Source organism: Gottfriedia sp. NPDC056225, assembly GCF_042267765.1.
Lineage (GTDB): Bacteria > Bacillota > Bacilli > Bacillales > Bacillaceae_G > Gottfriedia.
Map to the genome: position 1 here is coordinate 1 of NZ_JBHJTJ010000051.1, position 23,498 is coordinate 23,498.

Here is a 23,498-nt window from a genome sequence, read left to right on the forward strand (position 1 = left end):
GGCAGTGGGTGAATCATTTGAAAATATCTCATTGCTCCAAACCACTTTAACTACTTTTGATTTTAATAGTAATTTGGTTAGCAGATAGACTCATATAAACACTAATAAACACATTTTTATAAAAGCAATTAATTTTGAAATCTATCTTTTTATTATTTTCATCAAATAATATTTGTCCTTCATCTTGGTTAAACGTCGTATGGACTTGATCAATTAGGTAGTTTTTTACTAAAATAATTATAAAAATTCGTAAAAAAAAATGAGTCTGCGAAAGACTCTTTTTTACAAATTGTTTTGTTATTGACTAATAAAAACACTATTTTCTCAAATGATATGGAACTGTTGTTATGACGACATCTTTCTGACTAATCAACCAAAGTCGAAGTAAGAGTGCCGTTTGATTATGTAGCAGATTATGCCACCATTTTTTAGGGATAAATTGCGGAATCACAATTTGAACATGACTATCAGGTGCGTTTCCTTCTATTAACTTAATAAATCTAGAAAGAGGTGCTAAGACTGAGCGATATTGGTTTTTTAGAACAACTAAACGACATGGATTCCCCCACTCTTCCCATTTTTCTTCCATCTTCTCAATTGATTCATCATCAAAGCCTACATAAACCGCTATAGGATCCGGGGAAATACCTTTTGCAAATGATAATGTATTATGAACGACACGGTGAGTGCCTGAAACTAATACAACTGTTACGACTTTATTTGCTTCTGGTTTGAAAGAACTTAAATCAATACGTAATTCGCTTGCTACATTTTGATAGTGTTTATAAATTGCTAATGAGAAGAATATAATTGTCGGAATGACAACTAAAACAACCCAAGCTCCATCTATAAATTTTGTAACTGCAAATATAACAGTAACAACAGATGTTACGATTAAACCTACTATATTTATTGTTAATTTAATTTGCCATTTTGGCCCTTTTACTCGTCTCCATCTTCTTGTTAAGCCTAATTGAGCGATTGTAAAAGATAAAAACACGCCAATTGCATATAATGGAATGAGTGCATTTGTATGTGCTTGGAATGCAATGATTAATATACTAGCAGCTGCAGCAAGTGCAATAATACCATTAGAATATCCTAAACGATCTCCACGGTTTGTAAATCCTCTAGGCAAGAAACCATCAGCTGCTACAATTGCCGCTAATTGTGAAAATCCTGTAAAAGTTGAGTTAGCTGCTAAAATTAAAATAATAAATGTAAACCAAATAATTACTTGATACAGAATTCCATGTCCGAAATAAACCTTTACCAATTGAGATAACATCGTATCGTTAGGATTAGGTGAAATTCCGTTCACATATAAATGATACGCAAAACCTAAAAGTGTTATTGAAGTTAGTACTCCTAGAGCTATATATGTTTTTATAGCGTTTTTTTGTCGTGGCTCTCTGAATACTGGCACTGCATTGGAAATTGTTTCAATACCCGTTAAAGCAGAACATGCAGAACTAAATGCTTTTAATACAAGTAAAATACTTAACCCATGTGGAACTGTGCCAAATGTAGGTGTATGATGCTGTATAAATCCATGTTGAAATTCATCAAAAAACCCTGTGAAAATTAAAAGTAACATACAAATCATAAAGCCAAATGTTGGCCAAGCAAAAATTTTTGCAGATTCAGCAACACCACGAAGATTAACAACTAATAATAAAAATACACAAAAAATAGCTAAAACAGTCTCATATGGCGCAACGGCTGGATATGCTGATGACACAGCTTCTAGTGCTGCAGAAACTGAAACTGCAACCGTTAAAATATAATCAACAAGTAATGAACTTGAAGCGATTAACGAAACCCATCGAGGTTTGAAATTGTCTTTTGCAATCGCATATGCTCCACCACCACTAGGATAAGCTAAGATTCCCATAATATATGAAAGAATTAGTAATCCCAGTAATAATACGGTTGCAATTGTAATCGGTATAATATACCAGTGTGCTTTTGCCCCTAAACCGATTAACTCGGTCATTCCCGCTTCAGGTCCATACGATACGGATGAATACAAATCTGCTGCAAGAATCGGTAAGGCAATAAACCAAATCAATTTATTATGTTGAGCATGAATCTCTGCAGTTCTCATTGGTCTACCTATAAATACACGCTTTACACTGTTAAAATTAGCAACAGAGTAATAAATACCAAAAACCGCTAAAATAAATAGTCCAAGTTCTATGTAATCGGACGGATGATGCATGAATTTCTCCCCTTTTTTCAAAAACCATTGTTTGACCAGCTTTTAGTCGAATACTGTGACGCTCAACTTAAACACTTAGCCTCTTCCTCGCTGCAAATAAATACTTTTTTACGCACAAAAAAACACTAAGCTTTACTTAGTGTTTAACAAACAATACTAAATAAACCCCCTTCTTTAAATGCTTACGAGGTTAGCTGTCGGATTCGGGATTAAAGAATACCCCTACCTTTACAAAAAAGGATTCACCCCAATAAAGAAATGGTTCCCCCGCTCTTTTTAAGATTAAGCAATTATGGTTTTGAATTAGAAAAATATAGAATTTAAATGTAAATATATAACTTAAGGATAGTTTTGTAAAGAGATTTTTATATAAATTTTTCATTAAAAATTTATATAGCTCATGAATGCTTCAGGCTTTATTAGCTCTTTTTTTCGTGAAGCTAATTCCTGTTTTTATTAGTCCCGTACTATCGATTCCAAACGATTTGTTGTGACTTACTTGTTACTGAAGTGTTTGTTAAAACATTTTGTACTTCTACTTGATTAAATGTAGAAATATTTTTAGTACCTTCTGACATATTCGGTTCGTACCCTGTCAGTAAAATAGTTAATCCACATCCAACTACTAAAGATAAAATTACTTTTTTCATTTTGCTTTCTCCTTTACGCATTTTTTTCATATAAAAAAACCATGACCTATGGCCGTGGTTTGACGTTCGTTTTTAAACGTAAGACCAACCTATTAGAACACTTCACTACTAATTAGCGTGCTTGATTCCAAACGATCTCTTGTGAGTTATCAACTGCTACCATATTTGTTAACACGTTTTGTACCTCAGTTTGATTAAACGTTGAGACCTTTTTATTAACTTCTGACATATTCGGTTCGTACCCTGTCAGTAAAATAGAAAATCCACATCCAACTACTAAAGATAAAATTACTTTCTTCATTTTGACTTCTCCTTTCACAATTTTTTCATATAAAAAAACCATGACCTAAGGCCGTGGTTTGACGTTCGTTTTTAAACGTAAGACCAACTTTAACATGATAAAAATCACTCGTCAATTGGTGTTTTTTGGAATATTACATGTAAACGATTACTTATAATTAAGGATTTTAGATCGTGTATTTTTGGTAATCGTTTACATATTCATTAACAAATTATAGAGACAACAAATATTCAAAATAATAAAAAGACAACTTAAAAAAGTTGTCTCAAGTTAGTGTACCCTTAAGCTAATATAAAGACCTAATAATGTGACCAATAACACTGGAATCGTTATAATAATCCCGATCTTTAAATAAGTTTTATAAGAAATTTTAATACCTTTTTGTGATAGTACATGTAGCCACAATAGTGTTGCTAGGGATCCTATAGGAGTCATTTTCGGCCCCAAGTCTGAACCGATTACATTAGCATAAATAAGTCCCTCTTTTATTATTCCTGTTGTGTGTGCATTTTCAATTGCAAGAGACACAATCATAACTGTAGGAAGATTATTCATTATTGCCGAAAGAATAGCAGAGATAAAACCCATTCCTAATGTTGCTATTAATAATCCTTGATGGGAAACGGAATGAATTATTTGACCTAATACATCTGTTAAACCAGCATTCTTCAAAGTATAAACAACTATATACATTCCTATTGAAAACACGACAATTGTCCATGGCGCATCTTTTAATACTTTTTTTGTATTGACCGCTTTACTTCTTTTCCCTAAAAATAAAAAGATAATAGCTGCTAAACCCGCAATAAATGAAACCGGAACATGAAGTAATTCACCGATAAAGTATCCTGCTAATAACAACAAAAGTACTAACCAAGATATATAAAACATTTTTTTATCTCTTATTGCATCCTTTGGAATTTTCAAATTTCCAAGATTATAGTTTTTCGGAATAACCTTTCTAAAATAAAAATATAGCACTAATATACTAGAAATAAGCGAAAAGATATTTGGAATGATCATTTTACTTGTATATTCTAAAAAGCCAACTTTAAAATAATCAGCAGTGATAATGTTCACTAAATTACTTACAATAAATGGAATAGATGTTGTATCTGATATAAAGCCACTAGCGATAATAAATGGAAATATCATCTTTTCATCTAATTTCAAGCTACGTACCATAGCTAATATTATTGGCGTAAGAATTAACGCTCCGCCATCATTCGTAAAAAAAGCGGTAACAATTGCTCCAAGAATATTTATGTAAACGAACATCTTTATCCCGTTTCCGTTCGCGGCACTTACCATATGTAATGCAGCCCATTCAAAAAAGCCGATTTCATCTAATATTAATGAAATAATAATGACAGCGATTAATGCAAATGTTGCATTCCAAACAATGCTTGTTACGATGACAACATCATGAAAATCAACTAGACCTAACAATAAAGATAAGACTGCTCCACCAGATGCGATCCATCCTATTGAAATATTTTTCGGTTGCCAGATGACTAAAATAAGAGTGATGATGAAAATAAATAATGCAAGAGTGATTGAAACCAATTAACTAAACAGCCCTTCTAATTTTACTTTAATTTTTCAAATATATTATCGCATGAACAATTAAATATTATCTAGTATAAATTAAAGAACCTTAGTCCTATAATATATAGGGCTAAGGCCATACACTAGTTTTTATTATTAAGCTCAAATTCATACTTTGCAATTTTCCGCCTAATTTTCTCTAAATTTTCTTGGCTTTCCTTAATTTGCTCTAATACATTGTTTTCTTGCTGTTTCATTAGATCTAAACGCTGCTTCAGAGTTTCTTCTCCGTTCATTGTCCAGTCAACAAATTGTTTAATTTTTTTAATTGGCATTCCAGTGTTTTTTAAACATAGAATCATTTCGATAAATTTAAGAGCGTCTTCATCAAAAATTCTGTCTCCACTTTCTGCCCTTTTTAGAAAAGGTAACAAGCCTTGATTGTCATAGTATCTTAATTGAGAAATAGATAAATTATTGAACTTTGCTACTTGTCCAATAGTATAATTCATGAACTCTCATTCCTTTACCAAGGCATAATTCCATTTGCATTTAGAATTTTACCATTGTAATTTGTATTGCTTAGTGCAAAGTCAGTAATAATTTTAGCACCTTCAGCTGTTGTTTTACCACCAGGTGTATTTCCGTTAAGATCTGTCGTTGTAAAACCAGGTGTGACACCGAAAATTTCAGGTCCATTACTTCCAAATTCTTTACCGAAAGTAAGTGTTAATGAATTGTTTGCAGTTTTTGATGAATTATACCCCAATATATTGATTGTAGCAGTTTCACCACGATCAAAAAGTGTTTGTGAAGCCATATCAGTTGTTATATTAATAATTTTTCCTCGTTCCGATTTTTTAATTAGAGGTAAAAAAGTTTGAATCATTTGGAACGTTCCAAAGAAATTCACTTCAAATGCCTGACGTAAAGTTTCAATTGTTATTTCACTTGGCAAAACATGAAAATCTGGTGCAACCCCTGCATTATTTATTAATAGATCTAGATGATCTGTCACTTTCAAAATTTGATTGAAAGAATCCGTTATCGATTGAATGTTAGTTACATCAACTTGTATAAATGAAACATTTGGTAAACCTAACGATTGGACAGCAAGATTTCCTAGTTCATTATTACGAGCACCTAAGAATACATGATATTCTTTTTCTGCTAATTGGCGAGCTACTTCGAATCCTATCCCTTTATTAGCACCTGTTACAAAAGCAAATTTCGTCATTGTATATCCCTCCGATTGATTATTTATACCTTACAAATCAGAGAATACAGCCTAAACCTAAGTTTAGGTCAAGCGTTTTAATACTATTTTTATTAATCATGGCGACGTTAATATTAAAGCGATAAAAAAGCATGAAATTCAATCATTTGATACAAACTTAATAAAAACATCATTTTAAGCTTTGATCAGCAACTACTAAAACATCTAAATGACGCAATTCCCTTAGCAGTTTTTGAACGATTGAACCCGTTTTTATTTCTTCCCATCTAGTACGAGCTGACTGTCCCATAATGACATGAGTTGTCTTTTTTTCAATTATATTTTTGACTAATTCTATAAATACATGCCGTCTGTCAGTTGTCTCATACAATTCAAATGAACCACCTAACCGTATTGTTAACTCTTTAATTTTTTTTAATGAAAGCTGTTCATCTTCTGACAATTCACCAAGTTCTTTGACATAAGCTACATATAATTTAGCCTTTAATCGATACGCTAATCGAAATCCTCTACGAATTAGTCTTTCACTATTTAATTTTAAATTTATACAAACAAAAATGACTTCCTCTTGTCTCCAAGGACCTCTAAGTGTTAAATCTCTTTCCCATGCTTCAAGACGTTCATCTACATCATCAGCCACTTCTCTTAATGCTAATTCCCGCAAGGCAATTAAATTTCCAGTTTTAAAAAAGTTATTTAGTGATTGTTCTATTTTTAAAGGTGCGTAAATTCTTCCTTCTTTCATTCGATCCCTTAGTGCTTTAGGAGAAATATCAATTAATTCAATTTCATTGGCATCTCTTAGAACATTATCAGGGACTGTTTCTCTAACTCTAACCCCAGTAATTTGTTCAACACTATCATTTAAACTTTCAACGTGTTGAATATTCATTGTAGAGATGACTGAAATTCCAGCTGCGAGGATTTCTTCAACATCCATATGTCTCTTATTAAACTTACTCTCTGGTACATTCGTATGTGCTAATTCATCTATTAACACTACTTCTGGATTTCTTTGTATTATTGCCTCAGTATCCATTTCTTCTAGTGTAGTTCCTTTATATGGAATAACTTTTCTCGGAATAATGTCTAAATCTCCGACTTTTTCTAATGTCTCTTTCCGACCGTGAGTTTCAAGTAGCCCAATAATAATATCGATTCCTTTTTTCTTTAACTCATTACCTTCTCTTAGCATAGTATAAGTTTTTCCAACTCCTGGAGCAGCTCCAATATAAACTTTTAAAGTTCCACGTTTAATTTTATAAATTTTCTGCGCAAGCTCATGCGGACTTAAACGACGATATGGATCCACTATTTCTTTATTTACTTGCATTGTAGGAATTACTCTTTCACCATCTTTTTCTGCTCGATCAGCAACAATAAACACATCTATATTCTTTGTTTTTCTTAAAATTTTATTTACGATTGATCCATTCACAATCTCTTCCCAACGTGTTCTCTTGGATTGCCCTAATACTATACTTGTTATATTGTTACGAACTGAATATTCAACAATTTCACTCGCAATTGAATTGCTACTCAATGGTAATTCTTCAAAATTTCCTCCGACTTTTTCAACAAGCTTTATAATTGAACGTTTAAAGGTTAATTCATCATTTGTAAATTTTTTATTAGGGGGTCGAAAACATACTACTTGAATATCTCCTCCGAGTCTTTTGGATATTTGTTGTCCTCTACGTATCAAAATAGAACCATTCCAGTGATATTGCACTGTAACTAATACTTTTTCTGACGCTCCAGAAGGCCCTACTATACCGTGTTTTTCACGATATTCATCCAGTTCATCATTAACTTCACTAGCTATGAAACGAAGTGCAAGTTCTCGAAGTACCGCTAAGTTACTTTTATGGAATAACTGACTATGCTTCTGATTTTCATCTTTATTATAAAAATCTTCTTTTGATCTTTGTAAAATAACTTCAGGTGTAACATCTAATAATTTCACCTCATCTGCTAATGCTAAAGTTTCTTCCGGAACGAAAAAGCTACCTTTAACTTTTCCATCCGTCAATTTAGTAGCTTCATCATAAACTTCTTTTATTTCATATATATTCATAGTTGTAATAACGCCTATATTTTTCGATATTAAATAATGTATATCTTCTAATCGTGTTTGAAACTTGGCGTCTGGACGATTTTGATGAGCAAGGGAATCAATAAGAACAACTTCAGGATTTCTTGAAATAATTGCCTCCAAATCAAGGTCTTGCAGAGTAGTTCCTCCTTCTTTCCAATTGATTGTCGATACTTTATCCAAACATCCAATTTGATCAATTGTTTTTTGGCGATTTATCTCACTAATTAATCCAATGACAACATCAATTCCACGTTCTTTTAAAACATTACCCTCTTGGAGCATATGGTATGTCTTCCCCGATCCACTTACAGTCCCAATTATAATTTTCAATCTACCTTTTTTGATTTTCTGAATAGATGCTAGTAATTCTTCAGGTGATTTCCTACGAAATTGTCTGTCGCTCAAGAGATCCCTCCTTTCTTTATATAAAAAAGGAGAGAAAGAATCTCCCCTTTATCTTAGTTCTTTTAAATCTAAGTTCAGTTCCAATATATTCACACGTGGCTCACCAAATATTCCAATTTGACGCCTTTTTGTGTGCTTATTAATTAAAGTCATTAATTGATCCTCAGATATACCTGTGGCCTTAGCTACCCTAGGTACTTGAGCCTTCACTGCTTCAGGTGATAAATCTGGGTCAAATCCAGATCCAGATGTTGTTACTAAATCAGCAGGTATCGTTTTACGTAGATTACTATTTTCATTTTTTAACTCATTTATTTTATCTTTTGTTTCTTTAACATATTCTTTTGATGCTACTGCAGCATTTGTTGCGGCTGAAGCAGTAGGATTATAATTAGCAGCAGAAGCTCTAGAATGGAACCATTCAGGTCCTTTAAATTCTTGAGCTAATAGTTTAGAGCCTGTAACTTTTCCTTTCGTTTCTATTAAACTACCATCGGCTTGTTTTGGGAAAATAACTTGTGCAACGCCTGTTGTTGCTAATGGATAAACTAATCCGCATATTACTAACAATACAATAGATGCTCTGATCGCAACCATAACTGATTTCACATTAAATCCTCCATTTCCAATAAATTAAACAAAATGCAATGTGGATACAAGCATATCGATCACTTTAATTCCTATGAACGGCGCAATTACTCCCCCAAGTCCATAGATTAATAAGTTTTTAGATAATAATTTATTTGCATCCATAGGTTTATATTTCGCACCCTTCATCGCAACAGGAATGAGGAGAGGAATAATGATTGCATTAAAGATCAATGCAGATAAGATTGCAGACTTTGGCGAATTCAATCCCATAATATTAAGATAATCTAATTGAGGTATCGCCATTATAAATAGTGCGGGTATAATAGCGAAATATTTCGCTATATCATTTGCTATTGAAAATGTTGTTAACGAACCACGCGTAATTAATAACTGCTTACCAATCGCAATGACAGATAATAGTTTAGTAGGGTCAGAGTCTAAATCGATCATGTTTGCTGCTTCTTTTGCAGCCATTGTTCCAGAATTCATCGCTAAACCAACGTCCGCCTGCGCTAGAGCAGGGGCGTCATTTGTTCCATCCCCAGTCATTGCAACTAACTTACCTTCATTTTGTTCTTTTTTAATTGCAGCAATTTTATCTTCTGGTTTAGCTTCGGCAATAAACTCGTCAACACCTGCTTCTCTAGCAATTGTTGCAGCTGTCAATGGATTATCTCCTGTACACATGACCGTTTTGATTCCCATTGCTCTTAATTCATCAAATCGCTCTTTTAATCCTGGTTTTACTGTATCTTTTAAATAAATAACACCGTAAATTTGCTCATTTATTGCAACAGCAAGTGGAGTTCCCCCAGCTTTTGCAATGACATTTGCTTTTTCATCAAGCTCATTCGGAATCTTGCCCCCTTTAGCCGTTACATATTTTTTAACGGCATCTACTGCGCCTTTTCGAATTTCAGTTCCACCTTTTAAATTTAAACCTGACATTCTAGTTTCAGCAGTAAATTCAATAATTTCGGCATCCTTATATTCATTTTCATCCCAAGTTATACCATTTTTATGTGCTAGCTCTACAACTGAACGCCCTTCTGGTGTTTCATCTTTTACTGAAGATTTTAAAGAAGCTAAGGTTACCTCTTTTTCTAATATACTTCCAACCGGAATAAATTCACTTGCCATTCGATTACCAAATGTAATTGTTCCTGTTTTATCTAAAATCATCGTATCAATATCTCCAGCAGCTTCAACAGCTTTACCAGACATCGCTAAAACATTAAATTGTGTAACACGGTTCATCCCAGCAATCCCAATTGCAGAAAGTAATCCTCCAATTGTAGTCGGAATTAAACAAACGAGTAAGGCAATCAATGTTGCTACATCAATTGAGACATTTAAATAATTCGCTATTGGTACAAGTGTCATAATGACAATTAAAAACACTAAAGTTAACACTGCTAATAAAGTAGTTAATGCAATCTCATTCGGTGTTTTTTGACGTGCAGCTCCTTCAACTAATGAGATCATACGGTCAATAAATGATTCACCTGGATCAGTTAATATTTTAACAATAATATAATCTGATACTACTCTAGTACCACCTGTTACAGATGAAAAATCTCCACCCGCTTCTTTAATAACTGGTGCTGATTCTCCTGTAATTGCTGATTCATCGATTGAAGCTAATCCTTCAATAATCTCGCCATCAGAAGGAATAATTTCTCCAGTCTCTACTCGAACGATATCTCCTTTTCTTAAAGAAGTTGATGGTACTTCTTTATAAAACCCATCATTCTGTCTTAATTTCGCACTTGTTTCTGATTTCGTTTTTCTTAATGTATCTGCCTGCGCTTTACCACGCCCTTCTGCAAGTGCTTCTGCAAAATTAGCGAAAAGTACGGTAAATAATAATACAAAAAATACTGCAATATTGTATGTTCTTCCAACTGTATCAAAGCCAAAAACATCTGGTTTAATGGATAGTATTAAAGTAATAAACGTACCGACCTCTACTATAAACATAACTGGATTTTTTATCATAACAATAGGATTCAGCTTTTTAAATGAATCGATTATTGCCTGTATTTTAATTTCTTTTGAAATTGGCTTATTTTCAATTGCCATATGATCAATCTCCTCATTCTATTTTATTGCTACTATTTAAACATTCCTAAATGTTCAGCGATTGGTCCGAGTGCAAGTACTGGGAAGAATGTTAATGCACAGACGATTAAAATAATCGCAATTAAAATAACTGTAAATAATGGAGTATCTGTTCGGAATGTTCCTGATGATGCTGCAACAATTTTCTTTGTAGAAAATGATCCAGCAATTGCTAACATAGCAATAATTGAAATATATCGACCAAATAACATAACTAATCCGATAACGATATTATAAAAGTCAGTATTAGTTGTTAGTCCACCGAATGCTGATCCATTATTAGCTGCTCCAGAAGTAATGGCATACAATACTTCAGTCAAACCATGGAAACCTGGATTTAATATAGAAGAAACTGGGCCTTTTAAGGCTAATGCAATTGCAGTAGGAACTAAGATAATTAATGGATGCGCTAATATAGCAATCGATGCTAGTTTAATTTCTTTCGCCTCAATTTTCTTTCCTAAAAATTCTGGTGTTCTACCAACCATTAGTCCGCAAATAAAGACTGTTAAGATGACATATAATAATCCGTTTAATAAACCGACGCCCTTACCACCGAAAACATTGTTCAACATCATTTCAGCAAGTGGTACCATTCCACCGATTGGCGTTAATGAATCATGCATATTGTTGACCGATCCCGTAGTTGCTGCAGTAGTAACTGCCGTGAATAAGGCTGATTCAGATATTCCAAAACGAACTTCTTTTCCTTCCATATTTCCATGTACACCAAGCGCATGTAATGCAGGAGTACCATTATACTCTGCAACAAATACAGTCGTTAGAAGCGCAATAAACAATATGCCCATTGCAGCAAAAACTGTCCAACCTTGTCTTTTGTTTTTTACCATCACACCAAATGCATAAACCAATGAAGTAGGTAAAAGCATCATACATATAATGTGAACTAAGTTAGATAATGGTGTTGGATTTTCAAACGGATGTGCTGCATTTGTACCAAAAAAACCACCGCCATTTGTACCAATATGTTTAATTGATTCAAGTGCAGCTACTGGACCTCTAGTAATTACTTGTTTAATTCCTTCAATTGTTGTAGCATCCACTGCACCTTTTAAAGTTTGTGGTACCCCTTGGAATACTAAAAACAATGCAACAATAAATGATATTGGTAAAAGTACGCGTGTAATTGTACGTACTAAATCAACATAAAAGTTTCCTAGATTATCTTCGCGTCCTATTAATCCCCTAATAAAGGCAATTGCCACCGCAAAACCAGTTGCAGCTGATGTAAACATCGGGAACATAATTGCCATCATTTGTGAAAAATAGGATAGTGAATTCTCACCACTATAAGCTTGCCAGTTTGTATTTGTAATAAAAGATGTTGCAGTATTGAATGCCAAAGCTGATGGCATATTTCCTATATGGTCAGGATTGAAAGGCAAATATTTTTGCATCCTAAAAATAACGTATAAAATAATTAACATCACAAAATTACTAAGCAATATCGCTAAAACATATTTTTTCCAACCCATTTTCTCATCTTCTCGAACACCAATTAATCGATAAATTAATCGTTCAAAAGGTCCAAAAAAGCGATCTAGCCCTGTTTTTTCACTGTCATATACTTTAACAAGGTAGCTACCTACTGGTTTTACTAATAAAATAATAATTAGCAATGTAACAACTACCTGTAATATCCCCATGGTCATTTCCTAATTCCTCCCACTAAAGTAACTAAAATTTCTCCGGTTTAATTAGTACAAAAACTAAATATAAAATAAGTACAATTCCAATAATCGCTGGAATAAGCATTTGTTAGCTCCCCCCTTACGCCTTTTCACAAAATATTGTAAATACCCAAAAAATTGCAAAAACGATAACTAGTAAGCCTACCATTATAAGATCATTGATCATTGCAATTCTCCTTTCTTTGTTTCACTAAACTTTTCTTTTACAATGTTTTCCATCCTGTTTAAGAGCAATAAAAAAGACCAATGGATACTAATCCTCCAGCAAATTAACTAATTTAAATAGACCTAAACAATTTAAAAACAATCATGTTTATACCTAAAAAATTTTAGTTAATTGAAATTGGAAGAAAAGTATTCATTGGTCTACCTAACACCCAGCTAGCATTATGCTCTCTTTGTGTTCTGTCTCCCTAATCTTTTCTATACACTTTCCAGAATTTTCCATTTAAAAACAAAATAAAAAGACCTACTCAATTATTTGCCCAGGTAAAATTACTGCATTAAAAATGCAATAAAAAAACCTGCTCAAATCAGGCGGTCTACTGACCTCCCTCGCTTTAGCCTACGAAGTTAGCTGTCGGGTAGGATGGCGAAAGAGTATCTCATCCCTTCTACATTCATGTAGAATTAACCCCCAAAAATTGGTTCCTCCGTTTACGATGATTCGTAATTAAGCCGATATTTATTTTATTGACTTGATTATACGGCGATGACTTTTACATGTAAAGAGTTTTTTTACGGAAAAATTTTTCAGTTAAATTTACCCCCTTTACAATTTTATATATCTCTGTATTATAAACATATCAATAATATAAATCTGTTGTAATCGCTAAATCGTAAATTTTCGAGCGGGGGAACCACTCGTGCAGTGCACATGGGGTGAATCCATTTTGGTAGGGCTACTTTTCAAGTCCGAATCCGTCAGCTAACCTCGCCAGCGTTTGAAAAGAGCAAAACTTAATCGAGTTATTAATATTTCAATATACTTACCATTGAAATAAATAGCTTCGAGGAGATTGCTCTTCTTGTTGCTTTTTTTGTTTTAATTAACTGTATAGGAGAGATATTAATGATAACATCGAAAAAAAAGCTTGAAATAGAATTAAGCGAGGCATTTATAAAATTCCAAAGAGAACTTATAGGAAGAGGCCCACAAGAAGCAAAAACTTATATAGTTGAAGATATGATTATTCTTCGATTCAAAGGCGTATTAACAACCGAAGAGAAACATTTAGTTTCTCATCATACTGGAAAAGGTCTTGTTAAGAAAATGCGACAAGTACTTAGAGAAATGTACAGTAAAGAATATGAAGAAATCGTTGAAAAACATACCGGATTTAAGGTATTATCTAGCCATAGTGATACTAGTACAAACACTGGTGAACGAATTGAAGTTTTTGTAATGGATCAAAATATTGGAAAATTACTAGATGAAAAAAACAACAACTAATAAATTAAAGATTAAGGAGTAGAAAAATGAATATAGCGTTTTTCTTTACCCCAAAGAATGAACTTGTTTACATGAATATTAATTCAACAATGCGTCAAGCACTTGAAAAAATGGAACACCATCGTTATACAGCTATACCTTTAGTAGATGAAAATGGAAAATATGTCGGAACGCTTACTGAAGGTGATTTATTATGGAAATTAAAGAACACAGAAGGTTTATCTTTTACAAATACACAAGAAATAAACTTAAACGAAATACACTTACACCACAAATATGATCCTGTTTCAATCAACGCTCAAATAGAAGATTTATTTACAAGAGCAATTAATCAGAACTTCATTCCTGTAATTGATGATAATGAAGTTTTTATTGGCATGGTTAAGAGAAGAGAAATTATTGAGTATTGTAGGAAGAATATATTAAAAGAAAGCCAGTCTATTTGAGATTTTCATAATACCTAATAAAAGACAATATCTAAAAGTTGCAAAAAAACCCGCAAGGACTTACAAATTCCTAGCGGTTTTTTCATATTTTACCCAGTTTATTCTTAGTATGAATAAAATGGGTAAAATGTGAGCTAGATCAGCTCGAAATGGTGTTGTATGAACCTGTTTAAGTGATATATCACAAGATTTTGTTGATTTATAAATGTGATTTAGGCTATTTATCGACTGACAAATCGCACCAACCAATTTTATGAATTAAAACCAGTGCTTTATGAACAAATTTCACAACTTTATAAACAAAAGACATAATGTGTTCGCATTTTTGATGATCACCGCTTATTATTTCAACACTTACAATCAAAAAAAGAACTGTCTCAAAAGTACATCGACCTTCAGAGACAGCTTCTTTTTTTAACCCTTTTCCTAAACCATTCCCTTACACAGCATGAACTTTCGAACGGTTCTCACTTTGTTTCGTTTCTTTATTAAATCGATAGACATAATAACCAATTGATAATATAAACCCTATAATTAGGAATGTCAGTAAAGTTTCAACACTATTAACATATAAGTCATTGTCTTTAATACTTATTACGGACTTAAATCCTAGCATAGAATACGTCATTGGAATATATGAATGTACGTGATTAAAGAATTTTGGAAGCATCTCGATTGGGAAAGTTCCTCCAGAAGAAGTTAATTGTAGAATTAAGAAAAACATACAAATAAATCTTCCATAATGGCCGAATGCCGTTTGAATGAACAAGAATAATGCCCCAAAAGTACAACTTGTTAAAATTGAAAGGAAGAAGTACTTAGTCATTTGTTCGACGTGAACACCAATTAATAACATTAGTAAATCTACAATGACTGCTTGTAGTACTCCTACACAAAATACAATTGTTAGCTTACCTAAGAACCAGCTTACACCAGTTTTTGATGTTCCTTTATTTAATAAAGGGAAAACAGATGTGAATAAGAATAATCCTACATACAATCCTAAAGTTAATCCGTATGGTGCAAATCCGTCACCATATGTTTTCACATGATTGATTGACAAATTATCTAAATCAACTGGATTGGATATTGCATTTGCGGCTTTATCTACAGAGATTTGATGTTCATTTAATTTTTTATCAACTGTTGTTAAACCATTTGAAAGCTGACCTGCTCCATTATTTAGCAGTCCAAGACTATTTGCCAATTTCGCAGTTCCATTATTAAGTTGATTTGCACCTATTGAAATCTTTGAGGAGGCAACATTTAATTTATTGCTACCACTTGCTAATTGATTTAGACCATCTGTAAGTGAACGATAGCCTGCTAATAATTTTCCAGAACCTGTTTGACCAGCTAAAATACCATCATTCAACCCTTTCATGCCATTGGTAAACTGTACTTCACCTGTTGTAAAAGTATTGGCTTCTACTAATAACTGCTCTTGTTCTGATTTTAACTGATTAAGTTGATCCGTTAATGATTGTTGTTCATTATTTATTGCTTGAATTTGATGAATTAATGAGTCTTTTTTGTTTGTAAATTCATGAATTGATATTGTTTGATTGTCATTATTTAATTGCGCTTCAAATGAATTGATTAAATCAATCGCTTCTTGTTTATTGAAGTCATCTTTTTGAATCGTATTTTTTAAGCTTTCCATCCTCTGATTTAATTTTGACTTATTAGTACTAATTTGTTGATTTAGCTGATCAATCTGATTTGCATAACTAGTTACTTCCTGACTTAATACGTTACTTTTTTCTTGTAAGGTTTGATATTCTTGCGTCATTTTATCAGAGAGATTTTTTGAACTATTTAATGATTGTTCAATTCCATTTTTTAATTCAAAAGACTTATCACTCAATGATTTTGCACTGTTTGCTAATTCACTACTACTAATCGCAATTTTTCCAAATCCTTGATTAAACTTTTCAGATCCTTCAAGTAATTTCGTAGAGCCATTCGCAGCAGAACTTGATCCATCCGCAACTTTGTTCATACCTTGAGTAAATTCGACTGTTCCATTAGCAAATTTATTTAAACCAGAAGATAATTTTTTCGATCCTTCTTCTGCGCCATTTAATCCGTCTTTTATTTTTACACTTCCATCAGCTAACTTAGACATACCATTGCCTAATTCTTTTTGTGCATTTAATAAAGACTTTGTATATGCTTTCGTAACATTATCTCCGAGTTTTTCTTTTACTTTTTCTAAAACTGACGAACCAAGTGTTGCAGCAGTAAAGTTATAACCTTCATTTGCAATATATACTAGCTCAGCTTTTTTAGGATTTGCATTCATTGCACTCATTGCATTTTCGGAAAAATTGCTAGGGATTTCAATTTCTATATAATATTTATGATCCTTTAATGCTTGTTTTGCTTGTTGGCTGCTTACTTCAGTTATATTTAAATCTTTACTATTCTTTAATTCTTTTGTTAAATCATCACCGATTTTTATTTCTTTTGCATTCGTACTTGTTCCATTGTCATTATTAACTAATGCTATGGGAACATTTTTAATTCTCCCATACGGATCAAAATAACTATAAACTAAAAAACCAGCATATAAACAAGGAATTAAAAGTATAATTGCCGACATAATCAGTAAGGTTTTGTTTGTTAAAAATAATTTAAATTCTTTCTTCAAAGAATGTATATAATTCATAAAATCCCCCTATTCTGCTAACCCTACTGAAAAATCCTAACTTTCTTTTTTGTAGGGTACATTCTATATTTCATAGTGTTTATACAATTCTTCTTTATTGGCGAAGTGTCGATAGAAAGTAGCTCTGTTGATGTTTGCACGATTCGCTATTTCCTTAACATAAATATTTTGTAATTCCTTTTTCCTTATAAGTTCAGTAAATGCATCAATAATTAGATTTCTAGTCCTAGTAATACGAGGATCTTCAAATTTTCGAATCATGTTTTCCATCTCCAAGTTAATGATTTATTACTTAAAAACTAAAATCATCAAGTATAAGGGATGCGTGCTGCAACTTCTTTAAAAGCCCCATAAACACATCCATAGTAGTCTGCTCTCAAACTAATCATCTCCAATTTATTTATTTGCAACTTTATTATAAAATCCGTAATTCATAATGTATAATACATATTAAACTATAGAATCATGCCGTTTGGTCTATGCGAAAAAATGAAAGGTGATATATGCAATGGAATTACTTCAACTCAAATATTTTCAAACAGTTGCAAAACTTGAGCATATTACTAAAGCTGCTGAAGTTCTGCAAATAGCTCAGCCATCATTAAGTAAAACCATTACTAGATTAGAAAATGATCTAGGTGTTCCACTTTTTGATCGTCAAAACCGACAAATTAAGCTAAATCATTTTGGAAAAATGTTTTTAAATAGAGTTAATAAAGTATTAATGGAATTAGAAGAAGGCCAGAGAGAAGTTCAAGAACTTGCGGGTTTAAAAAATGGGAGTATTACATTAGCTTCATCAATTTCAAGAATTTTACCTGATTTGGTGAGTGGATTTATGAAAGTTTATCCAGATGTGCATTTCAAACAGGTCATTAAACCAATTTCAAAAATGAAAAAACAACTAATTAATGGTGAAATTGATTTATGCATTTCATCGCTACCAATTGAAGATGAAGACATAGAGTGGGTTCCGTTAATTAAAGAAGATATTTTCTTAATTATCCCCCCAGGTCATCATCTATCTGGTAGAAATTCAATCGATTTAATTGAATTAAAAAACGAAACATTTGTCTCTTTAAACGAGGGATTTGGTTATAGGGATTTTACTGATAAATTTTGTGTGAATGCAGGGTTTATTCAAAACGTATCATTTGAGGTAGACGAACCTTTTGCCATCGTAAGGTTCGTAAATCAAGGGCTGGGTGTCGCATTTATGCCTGTATTAGATTGGACAACTGTGACAGAAAATATCCCGGATCGTATTCGTATAAATGATGATTCGTGTCAGTTAACAATTGGACTTGGTTGGTCAAAAAATAGATATATATCATTAGCAGCTCAAGATTTTAAAAAATACGTTATTGAATATTTTGAAAAAATTTCATTGGGATTAAAAGAATTGTAAATACATTTATCCAACTCTTGTTTACTTGATTTAATCAAAAAAAAAATGAAAAGGACTTTTTCATTTTTTTCAAAACTAAACTACATAAAAATACCCGAATAATAGAAATTCTTAAATCTACTATTCGGGTTACTTTTCTTATATTTTCTTATTTATGTGAACAAACGATCTAAACCATTCTATTTAATGTAGGAAATCTATTACTCAATTTGTAAACCTGCCACATACATATTATTGGATTCCCAACTCTCTCTTAATGTCCTCAATGGTTTTACCTTTATATTTCTTTTTAGGTTTCGAAGGACTAGAAACTTTTAAATTTTTACTTAAATAATTTTTCACGATATAACCAAAGTCCTTTTCATTTACAGTTCCATCAAAGTTAATATCTGCACTTCTTTTATTCGTACCCCAATATGTTTGGACTGTTAATGCATCTAATATATCGATCACATTATCCCCATTAACATCTCCAGCAAGACCAATATTAAAGTTTCTGTATTCCCATGTACCTTTTAATAAGCCATCTTCTTCCCTACTTAAAATGACATTATTGACTTCAGTAAAATGACCAGGTACTTCCATCACAATTTTATAAGCTTGTTTAGTCGCTGGTATATTTTTTATTTTGAAAGCACCAACATTTTTAATTTCTGCTGGATACATCGTTCCATCAGATGATAGTGCATAAACTTTAGCACCAATCGTACTAAACTTGTAGTGTATAAAATCAGGTGTACCAAATTGTGTATTCACAAATGCTTCAGGCATTAGATTACCTTCTACAGTAGAATGTGTAGGTATCAATTTAAATTTTTCTAAGCCGTAGGAATTCACTGAAACTAGCTCACTTTTATTTGATTTTTTCGCATTAAAATTATACATCTGAAAATCATCATTTCGAGCATAATTCTGATCATCTATAACTTTAAACGTAACATCTAAAAACGGGGTGTCCCCATCTAAGCCAGTGAAGTTCTCTTTTTCAATATAAGCTCCTACGTTTACATTCCCGGAGTTAGAAACAATCGGTTCTTTTAAATTTACTTTCCCTCCTTTTTGCTCTGCAAGATCTTTGAATGCTTGGTTTACTTCAACTTTTTCGAATTGATAAAAGGTAGGGCTAAATTGAACGTCCATTTCTCCACCCAAAAATTGTTTCATATTTTTTAAATCAATCGTCATCTTTATTTCATCACCAAGTTTAACAGATTGTTTATTATATCTGTTCACGGCATACTCGGTTCCTTTTTTCATAAATACAAATGATGAAACTTCATTTCCTGCAGTACCCAAATCAAATGCATATGTTCCTAAAATGTAAGGATACTCTTCAAACGCATCTTGATATATATTAATTTCAAACTCACCATCATCTTTTGGTTGTAAAAGATGCGGTTCAAAGAAATTATTATTTTCATTTAAACTTACTGTGTTAGAGCTTTGTGTAACATTATAACCTTCCTCTTGTAATATATTAACTGTTTGATCCGTAACCTTACCATTTACTTGAAATACATTGTAACCATTCTTCTCTGTTAACATGTCCTCTGAAATTTCTACCACACCCGGCTTGATATTTTCATAGAGTAATTCAGGTGGAGTATTATCAACTATTGCTAGATGGTCTTTTGAGTATGATTTTCCTTTCTCATCTGTTGCAACCATTTCCAGAATATATTTTCCTTCAGGTACTTCAATATAGTCTGCACTTATTGGATTTTTAGGATCATTTGTAAATGGATAGATTTGTCCAGAAAAACCGTTTGAAGTATAATAATCTAGGTCTGGTAAAAGATTAGTAGCATTGATACTTCCAACATATCCTAATGGTTCACCTGACTCATTTTTTAATAAAATATCGATTTGTTTTACTGGACTATTCAATTTAAAATATAGATCCATCCCCGTGAATCTAAATTGATGAATATATGGATCATTCGTCATTACTGGTCGATCTGGCGATACATAATCAATTCCTTTTTCTACAACTCTAATTGCAAAAGGAATTTTGAAGCCCTCAGCAGGATCCTTACTATTTGTTACATGTATATAGCCTTCATAACGTCCTGTTTTTGCACTTGCTGGTACTTGGATTTTTGCTAAAATCTCTTTTGATTCTCCTGCACCAACTTTTAAAGATTTGACGATATTAAGTTTTAGGCCATTTTTCACACCATCTTGTACATTAGTGCTTTCTCCATGATATTCTACTTCAAATTGATAAGTCTTCTCTTTATTATCATGATTTTGAATCAAAATAGTACGCTTGTCTTTTACTGAATTCTTACCTTCATAATGACTCCCGAATGAAAGAGATGCAGTTTCTTCATTTATTTCAACTTTTGTATTATCTTCCAGTATTTCTGTCTTATCTAACACTTTAATAGATGTTTTTGAATGCACGGCCTGATATGCATCTACTCGTCCGGCTCCTGCTTCATATACTGAATAATTTCCCTTTAAATCGTCTGCTGAATTCAAAAGTGCCGCCTTAACATCAAATGGCGAATAGTCAGGATGCTCCTGTAATATAAGTGCTGCTACACCTGTAACGTGAGGAGTTGCCATCGATGTTCCGTCCAAACGTAAATACGCAGTATCATAATTCACTCCATCTTGTGGATTGTTAATGTACTCTGGAACAGTCGAGAAAATTGATACGCCTGGTGCAACTAAGTCTGGTTTAATATCATCATTGCCAAATACAGGTCCACGAGAGCTGAAATCAGCTAAATGATCTCCTTCAGTATTTGTATTACTTAAAGTTTCAAATGAAAGCGATTTTTCATCTAACGTTTTTAAACGTTCTCCCCCTTCTTTTGAAATTCGGAATGAAGGAATGAATGAAGTGCCTTCTCCTAAGAAAGTGGATATTTCACCATCAACATTGTTATAAATAACAACTGCCTTAGCTCCAGCTTTAGCGGCATTTTTTATTTTTTCATCAAAGGTAATTTCCCCACGCTCGATCAAAGCTACTTTTCCCTTTAAATCTTTACCGTTAAAATCATTTTCGTAACCAAGACCTACATTAACGATTGGTATGGATTGACCCGTTAAGTCTTCTATGCGATCAGTAAAGTTTTTAGCTAGTAATTTTAAATTGGGAATCTGAAAATCTCCTATTTTTGCTTTAAAAGTAGGGATAGCCATTGAAACATCACTTGCACCTACTGTTATACCTAAAGCGGCTGAACCAGGTGACCCAATGGTTTTTTCATTAGGCCCGGAGTTACCTGCTGCAACTACTGTAACTAAGCCTGATAACATTGCGTTGTCTACTGCAACAGAAATTGGACTTAATGGATCATTTACCTCTGTTCCAAGTGACATATTAATTACATCCATCTCATCATGAATGGCCTTATCAATTGCTGCTATTATACCGTCAGTAGCTCCCGTTCCATATGGACCAAGTACCTTATAGGAATATAAATCTACATCTGGTGCAACTCCTTTAACCGCATAGTCTACTTTATTCTTCTTTTGAGCAGCAATAATACCTGCTACATGTGTACCATGCTCAGTATAATATGGACTTCCAGAATAATAATCTATTTCATCTTCTCCAGAGTTTTTCCAGTCATCATATGTAGTTTCCATAGGATCTGCATCATTATTAATAAAGTCCCAGCCTTTTACTTTATTTGGATCAATCGTTTTTGGGTCGACTCCATTCTGTGCTCGATAACCTTTATAGACTCCTGTTAAATCAGGATGATTGTAGTCAATACCTGTATCAAGGACACCTACTTTAATTCCTTGTCCCATGATATTTTCTGCATGCAGCTTGTCCACTCCGATTTGTGGAATGCTATCTGGCATCTTTAGCTGTGCACTTTCTTTTGTTTCTTTTGAAAGATCAAGCTTTATTTCTTTATCATCCCACACTCGTTTGACGACACCGGATTGAACAAGCTCTTTAACAGCAATACCAGGAATTGTCATAGCTACACCATTTATTGCATTTCGATATTCCTTTGTGATTTTTATATTACTCACATCATATTCAATTGTCTTTTTGATTTTCATAGACTGAACATATTTTGTAAAAGTATTATGATTCTCTTCAACTTTTTCATTCACATCATAAGTGTTAACTGATTTACCTTCAGACTTTTGTTTTAGTGCTGTAATTGCAGATGGGGCCTCTTTGAACTCGACAATGATTTTTATGGGCTCTTTAGTGTTTACGTTTATATCCGGTGAAATGATAAAACTTGGAGCAGCGTTTAATTGCATCAATACACTTCTTTGTTCGTCAGATAGATTCATTAGAATTTGGTCTGAATTTTTATTGTTTGTTAGCTCTGACTTTGCAAACACATTATACGGAACAGTAGATGATAATAACATTCCTGTTACAAATAATGTCCTTGTAATTTGAATAATAGATTTTTTCCTTCTCATATCGTACCTCCATATTTTCTATCATTTCAAAATGTGAAATAATAACTTTCTTTACCTACAAATAAAGTATAAATCTAATTGAATTTTCTGTTAATTGGAATAATAATTCGATAATAGCACCGTTTTTTCAACACTTCAGTGGGGAATTTGTGGAATAATCACGTTTTTTAGATTAAAAACTTGGGGTAATTTTTATTAAAAATAGATATTTATATTTTAATGT

At 32.6% G+C, this 23,498-nt stretch carries 17 protein-coding genes and 3 riboswitches; of the genes, 3 read left to right on the top strand and 14 right to left on the bottom strand.

Going from position 1 to position 23,498, the window contains the following annotated elements; translation table 11 throughout:
* Window positions 1-316 precede the first annotated feature (316 nt).
* The 11 genes from ACFCYN_RS21575 to ACFCYN_RS21625 all read right to left on the bottom strand — a co-directional run bounded on the left by ACFCYN_RS21575 (window position 317) and on the right by ACFCYN_RS21625 (window position 12,948).
* A complete protein-coding gene (locus ACFCYN_RS21575) occupies window positions 317-2,221 on the bottom strand; it encodes an APC family permease (RefSeq protein ID WP_172445482.1) in 1,905 nt (634 codons plus the stop codon).
* 164 nt (window positions 2,222-2,385) lie between these two features.
* Window positions 2,386-2,520, bottom strand: a riboswitch (cyclic di-AMP (ydaO/yuaA leader).
* 168 nt (window positions 2,521-2,688) lie between these two features.
* Window positions 2,689-2,871: a hypothetical protein gene (locus tag ACFCYN_RS21580; RefSeq protein ID WP_172445483.1), complete on the bottom strand. Its 183-nt coding sequence runs from the start codon at window positions 2,869-2,871 to the stop codon at window positions 2,689-2,691.
* A gap of 112 nt (window positions 2,872-2,983) precedes the next feature.
* Window positions 2,984-3,172, bottom strand: coding sequence for a hypothetical protein (locus ACFCYN_RS21585; RefSeq protein ID WP_172445484.1), 189 nt, complete (start codon window positions 3,170-3,172; stop codon window positions 2,984-2,986).
* A gap of 270 nt (window positions 3,173-3,442) precedes the next feature.
* Entirely contained in the window at window positions 3,443-4,738 is a 1,296-nt protein-coding gene (locus ACFCYN_RS21590) for an arsenic transporter (protein WP_375951699.1), read from the bottom strand.
* Window positions 4,739-4,863: 125 nt separating this feature from the next.
* The gene (locus tag ACFCYN_RS21595) at window positions 4,864-5,232 is read right to left on the bottom strand and encodes a MerR family transcriptional regulator (RefSeq protein ID WP_172445485.1); all 369 of its coding nucleotides are present in this window, start codon (window positions 5,230-5,232) and stop codon (window positions 4,864-4,866) included.
* Between the two features lie 14 nt (window positions 5,233-5,246).
* Complete coding sequence (locus ACFCYN_RS21600) at window positions 5,247-5,957, bottom strand: SDR family NAD(P)-dependent oxidoreductase (RefSeq protein ID WP_172445486.1); 711 nt, start codon at window positions 5,955-5,957, stop codon at window positions 5,247-5,249.
* A 169-nt stretch (window positions 5,958-6,126) separates the two neighbouring features.
* Window positions 6,127-8,460, bottom strand: a complete 2,334-nt coding sequence (locus ACFCYN_RS21605; RefSeq protein WP_172445487.1) for a histidine kinase — start codon at window positions 8,458-8,460, stop codon at window positions 6,127-6,129.
* A 48-nt stretch (window positions 8,461-8,508) separates the two neighbouring features.
* Complete coding sequence (gene kdpC / locus ACFCYN_RS21610) at window positions 8,509-9,069, bottom strand: potassium-transporting ATPase subunit KdpC (protein ID WP_216854204.1); 561 nt, start codon at window positions 9,067-9,069, stop codon at window positions 8,509-8,511.
* 24 nt (window positions 9,070-9,093) lie between these two features.
* Window positions 9,094-11,133 carry a potassium-transporting ATPase subunit KdpB gene (kdpB, locus tag ACFCYN_RS21615; protein WP_172445488.1) on the bottom strand — a complete coding sequence of 680 codons (2,040 nt, stop codon included), beginning with the start codon at window positions 11,131-11,133 and terminating at the stop codon, window positions 9,094-9,096.
* A gap of 32 nt (window positions 11,134-11,165) precedes the next feature.
* Window positions 11,166-12,839, bottom strand: coding sequence for a potassium-transporting ATPase subunit KdpA (gene kdpA, locus ACFCYN_RS21620; protein ID WP_375951709.1), 1,674 nt, complete (start codon window positions 12,837-12,839; stop codon window positions 11,166-11,168).
* A 31-nt stretch (window positions 12,840-12,870) separates the two neighbouring features.
* Entirely contained in the window at window positions 12,871-12,948 is a 78-nt protein-coding gene (locus tag ACFCYN_RS21625) for a potassium-transporting ATPase subunit F (RefSeq protein WP_088012318.1), read from the bottom strand.
* 483 nt (window positions 12,949-13,431) lie between these two features.
* A riboswitch (cyclic di-AMP (ydaO/yuaA leader) is annotated at window positions 13,432-13,574 on the bottom strand.
* Between the two features lie 130 nt (window positions 13,575-13,704).
* Window positions 13,705-13,843, top strand: a riboswitch (cyclic di-AMP (ydaO/yuaA leader).
* Between the two features lie 113 nt (window positions 13,844-13,956).
* Between ACFCYN_RS21625 and ACFCYN_RS21630 the strand changes: the two genes are divergently transcribed.
* Window positions 13,957-14,337, top strand: a complete 381-nt coding sequence (locus tag ACFCYN_RS21630) for a Na-translocating system protein MpsC family protein (protein WP_172445489.1) — start codon at window positions 13,957-13,959, stop codon at window positions 14,335-14,337.
* A 26-nt stretch (window positions 14,338-14,363) separates the two neighbouring features.
* Window positions 14,364-14,783 (top strand): CBS domain-containing protein, encoded by a 420-nt coding sequence (locus ACFCYN_RS21635; protein ID WP_172445490.1) that lies wholly within the window; start codon window positions 14,364-14,366, stop codon window positions 14,781-14,783.
* A 439-nt stretch (window positions 14,784-15,222) separates the two neighbouring features.
* Here ACFCYN_RS21635 and ACFCYN_RS21640 read toward each other — a convergent pair whose 3' ends face one another.
* Window positions 15,223-17,454: a YhgE/Pip family protein gene (locus ACFCYN_RS21640; protein WP_375951703.1), complete on the bottom strand. Its 2,232-nt coding sequence runs from the start codon at window positions 17,452-17,454 to the stop codon at window positions 15,223-15,225.
* Between the two features lie 63 nt (window positions 17,455-17,517).
* Window positions 17,518-17,715, bottom strand: coding sequence for a TetR/AcrR family transcriptional regulator (locus ACFCYN_RS21645; protein ID WP_375951705.1), 198 nt, complete (start codon window positions 17,713-17,715; stop codon window positions 17,518-17,520).
* 247 nt (window positions 17,716-17,962) lie between these two features.
* On the opposite strand from ACFCYN_RS21645, the gene ACFCYN_RS21650 reads away from it, so the two are divergent.
* Complete coding sequence (locus tag ACFCYN_RS21650; protein WP_172445493.1) at window positions 17,963-18,862, top strand: LysR family transcriptional regulator; 900 nt, start codon at window positions 17,963-17,965, stop codon at window positions 18,860-18,862.
* 231 nt (window positions 18,863-19,093) lie between these two features.
* Here the strand turns inward: ACFCYN_RS21650 and ACFCYN_RS21655 are convergent, their stop codons facing one another.
* Window positions 19,094-23,275 (bottom strand): S8 family serine peptidase, encoded by a 4,182-nt coding sequence (locus ACFCYN_RS21655; RefSeq protein WP_375951707.1) that lies wholly within the window; start codon window positions 23,273-23,275, stop codon window positions 19,094-19,096.
* Between the last annotated feature and the right edge of the window lie 223 nt (window positions 23,276-23,498).

What these genes read in the sequence shown, in the direction of transcription:
- ACFCYN_RS21650 (WP_172445493.1), top strand. Translation starts at nt 17,963, where the DNA reads ATGGAATTACTTCAACTCAAATATTTTCAAACAGTTGCAAAACTTGAG.
- ACFCYN_RS21655 (WP_375951707.1), bottom strand. Translation starts at nt 23,275, where the DNA reads ATGAGAAGGAAAAAATCTATTATTCAAATTACAAGGACATTATTTGTA.
- ACFCYN_RS21595 (WP_172445485.1), bottom strand. Translation starts at nt 5,232, where the DNA reads ATGAATTATACTATTGGACAAGTAGCAAAGTTCAATAATTTATCTATT.
- ACFCYN_RS21640 (WP_375951703.1), bottom strand. Translation starts at nt 17,454, where the DNA reads ATGAATTATATACATTCTTTGAAGAAAGAATTTAAATTATTTTTAACA.
- ACFCYN_RS21630 (WP_172445489.1), top strand. Translation starts at nt 13,957, where the DNA reads ATGATAACATCGAAAAAAAAGCTTGAAATAGAATTAAGCGAGGCATTT.
- ACFCYN_RS21635 (WP_172445490.1), top strand. Translation starts at nt 14,364, where the DNA reads ATGAATATAGCGTTTTTCTTTACCCCAAAGAATGAACTTGTTTACATG.
- ACFCYN_RS21580 (WP_172445483.1), bottom strand. Translation starts at nt 2,871, where the DNA reads ATGAAAAAAGTAATTTTATCTTTAGTAGTTGGATGTGGATTAACTATT.
- kdpB (WP_172445488.1), bottom strand. Translation starts at nt 11,133, where the DNA reads ATGGCAATTGAAAATAAGCCAATTTCAAAAGAAATTAAAATACAGGCA.
- ACFCYN_RS21585 (WP_172445484.1), bottom strand. Translation starts at nt 3,172, where the DNA reads ATGAAGAAAGTAATTTTATCTTTAGTAGTTGGATGTGGATTTTCTATT.
- kdpA (WP_375951709.1), bottom strand. Translation starts at nt 12,839, where the DNA reads ATGGGGATATTACAGGTAGTTGTTACATTGCTAATTATTATTTTATTA.
- ACFCYN_RS21625 (WP_088012318.1), bottom strand. Translation starts at nt 12,948, where the DNA reads ATGCTTATTCCAGCGATTATTGGAATTGTACTTATTTTATATTTAGTT.
- ACFCYN_RS21645 (WP_375951705.1), bottom strand. Translation starts at nt 17,715, where the DNA reads ATGATTCGAAAATTTGAAGATCCTCGTATTACTAGGACTAGAAATCTA.
- ACFCYN_RS21600 (WP_172445486.1), bottom strand. Translation starts at nt 5,957, where the DNA reads ATGACGAAATTTGCTTTTGTAACAGGTGCTAATAAAGGGATAGGATTC.
- ACFCYN_RS21575 (WP_172445482.1), bottom strand. Translation starts at nt 2,221, where the DNA reads ATGCATCATCCGTCCGATTACATAGAACTTGGACTATTTATTTTAGCG.